This window comes from Pseudomonas sp. P5_A12, from assembly GCF_056400685.1.
Window position 1 is genome coordinate 1 of sequence record NZ_JBFUKU010000542.1, and the last position, 1738, is coordinate 1738.

Here is a 1738-nt window from a genome sequence, read left to right on the forward strand (position 1 = left end):
TCATTGAACCGAGGCCAGGAACACAAGAATTAGAAACGAGAGGAGTTAGACAATGAACAAGTCCACCTTGGCCCTGGCCGTGGCCGTAGGGGTTTTGGCGCAGCAGGCAGGCGCCGCAGGTTTCATCGAAGACAGCAAGCTTTCCGTCAGTTCTCGCACCATGTATTTCAACAACGATAACCGTGAAACCGGCCCCGATCAGAACGAGACCGCTGAAGGCCTCAAGTTCGATTACTTGTCCGGTTTCACTCCGGGTACGATCGGTTTCGGTATCGACGCCCAGGCGATGGTCGGCATCCACCTGGACGGTGGCAAGGGACATCACCCGGACAACAACACCTTCACCCCAAGCGACAGCGACGGTTCGGCTGTGGACGAGTGGAGCCGCGCGGCGGCCAACGTCAAGGCGCGCATCTCCAAGACCGAAGCCCACTTGGGCGGCGCTCTGCAACCGAACATGCCGATTCTGGTAGCGAACGACAGCCGTCTGCTGCCACAAACCTTTGAAGGTGGCACCCTATCTTCGAAAGATATCGACAACTTTACTTTCAACGTAGGTCAGTTAGAACACGCGACGGGTCGTGCCTCTTCAAACTCCAGCGGCCTGGCCGTGGCGGGTGGTACTGAAGCCAGCAACCAGTTCCGTTACGGCGGTGTTGACTGGAAAGCCACCAAAGACCTTACCCTGCAGTACTACCACTCGGAACTGAAGGATTACTACAAGCAGGACTTCCTGGGTCTGGTGCACGTCTGGACGATCGACGCCAAGCAGTCGTTCAAGTCGGATTTCCGCTACTTCGACAGCAGCTCTAATGGCAAGAACGGCGACCCCGGTTTCCGCTTCAACAACAACAACGGTTTTGCCAAGACCCCGGGCGAGGTCGACAACACGACCTGGAGCGGGATGTTCACCTACACCCTGGGTGGCAACGCATTCCTGCTGGGTCACCAGCGCGTGAATGATGATGGCGGCTTCGTCTACCTGAACCAGGGCAACGTGGTTGACAGCAGCGGTAATAACCAAGGGGAGGGCGGCGCCAGCTTCTACCTGTTCACAGATTCCATGATCAACGGCTTTGTCCGAGCCGGTGAAAACACCACCTTCGGTCAGTACTCCTATGATTTCGCGGCGCTGGGTGTGCCGGGCCTGAAAACCTCGATCGCCTATCTGCACGGTGATGACATCAAAGCAACGAACGGCCGAGGCCCTGATGCGTCCGAGTGGGAGCGCGACATGCGGGTTGACTACACCATCCAGCAGGGCACCTTCAAAGGTCTCGGTGTGACGGTGCGTAATGGTGTCTATCGCGGCAGTGAAGTCTCCAACAACCCCGATGTTGACCAGACCCGTGTGATCCTCAACTACACCTACAGCTTCTTGTAATAAGCCGTCAGAAAGAGCCTCGCCTGTTGGCGAGGCTTTTTTTTTGGTGCGCCAGGCATGGCGCGTTGCGCGCAAGCGCAACCAGCTTGGCTGTGGTGGCCAAGCTGGTGACTTGGAGGTGAAAGTCCTCTACACACCCGGCAAGGGGAAGTGCTAGCCAGAGGCAAGGGTGTCGCGGGTGACTGCGAATCTGAAGGAAGCCCGAGGCAAAATGCTGGCCTGACGAACAGGAAGCGGATTAGGCGGTGCAGCGGGGTAAGAAGGCCAATATCTTCAAAGCCCAATACTTGCACGGAACGCTGTGACGTAGATCCGACAGGCATAAGCAGGAAGGTCGCGCGAATTACCCTGGGA

Annotated in this window: 1 protein-coding gene; it reads left to right on the forward strand. The window is 57.2% G+C overall.

Going from position 1 to position 1738, the window contains the following annotated elements; translation table 11 throughout:
* Nucleotides 1-52: 52 nt before the first annotated feature.
* Nucleotides 53-1384: an OprD family porin gene (locus AC1DSG_RS30920; protein ID WP_477794258.1), complete on the forward strand. Its 1332-nt coding sequence runs from the start codon at nt 53-55 to the stop codon at nt 1382-1384.
* Nucleotides 1385-1738 lie beyond the last annotated feature (354 nt).